Origin of the sequence: Amycolatopsis sp. WAC 04169 (assembly GCF_003947535.1) — a bacterium.
Taxonomy (GTDB): Bacteria; Actinomycetota; Actinomycetes; order Mycobacteriales; family Pseudonocardiaceae; genus Amycolatopsis; species Amycolatopsis keratiniphila.
Genome location: NZ_QHJI01000038.1, coordinates 1 through 887 on the forward strand (window position 1 = coordinate 1; position 887 = coordinate 887).

The following is an 887-nucleotide window of genomic DNA, read 5'->3' on the forward strand; positions in this document are numbered from 1 at the left end:
GGTCGGCGACGGTCTTCAGCTCGATGAGGCGGGCCTCGCCCATCGCTCGCGTGTAGAAGGAGCCGATCTGGTTGTGGTGCGCGTCGGTGGTGCAGACGAAGCGGGCGGTGTGCAGGGTCTCGGAGATGCGGACCGAGTCGGTGTCGACGCCGTGCCGGTCCAGCCACGCGCGGCACTGGTCGAAGGCCGCGCCGGCCGCGCCGACGAGGATCGGCCGGGTGCCGAGCTGACCCATGCCGAAGGCGATGTTCGCGGCGACCCCGCCCCGGCTCACGTCGAGCTGGTCGACCAGGAAGGAGAGCGAGACCGTGTGCAGTTGGTCCGCGACGAGCTGGTCGGAGAAGCGGCCGGGGCAGGTCATGAGGTGGTCGGTGGCTATGGAGCCGGTGACTGCGATGCGCACGGCGTGGACTCTCTCCTGAGGGGAGGCGGGTTGACGGTTCACGCTACCCGGCGTGACCGCCAGGCTGAAGCAGGTGAAACTACCCGGTAGTACGACTTTCTTCGCACGACGGGACGTGCCTACGGTTCTGTTATGACGAACCTGAGGACCGCCGACCCCGCCCCGGCCGACCTGGACGGCGACCTGGAGTCGCTGCGCGGCGACTGCGCCCGGATGACCCGGCGTTGGTCGGCCCCCGCCGACGCCGCCGCCCGGCCGGTGCCGCTCACCCTCATCCACGGCGTCCGGGTGCCGCCGGCGTCGGCCCGGCTGCTGGAGGCGATGTCGGACTACGGCGACTGAGCGCCTCGCCGCAGGGCCACTCGGAAGCCGTTCGGGGCGGTTCCCGGGGCCGTTCGGGCGACTGGCGCCGTCACCGGGAACCGGATCCCGGCCCACCGCGTCCCACCGCTGTCCCCAGGAACAGTCGAAGGAGCGATGCGGT

At 71.5% G+C, this 887-nt stretch carries 2 protein-coding genes; one reads left to right on the forward strand and one right to left on the reverse strand.

What is annotated here, in order from left to right; genetic code table 11:
* Window positions 1–403, reverse strand: a 403-nt coding sequence (locus tag DMC61_RS40830; protein WP_233595118.1) for a PfkB family carbohydrate kinase, incomplete at its 3' end; no start/stop codon positions are given.
* Window positions 404–535: 132 nt separating this feature from the next.
* On the opposite strand from DMC61_RS40830, the gene DMC61_RS40835 reads away from it, so the two are divergent.
* A complete protein-coding gene (locus DMC61_RS40835) occupies window positions 536–745 on the forward strand; it encodes a hypothetical protein (protein WP_031088050.1) in 210 nt (69 codons plus the stop codon).
* Window positions 746–887 lie beyond the last annotated feature (142 nt).

What these genes read in the sequence shown, in the direction of transcription:
- DMC61_RS40835 (WP_031088050.1), top strand. Translation starts at nt 536, where the DNA reads ATGACGAACCTGAGGACCGCCGACCCCGCCCCGGCCGACCTGGACGGC.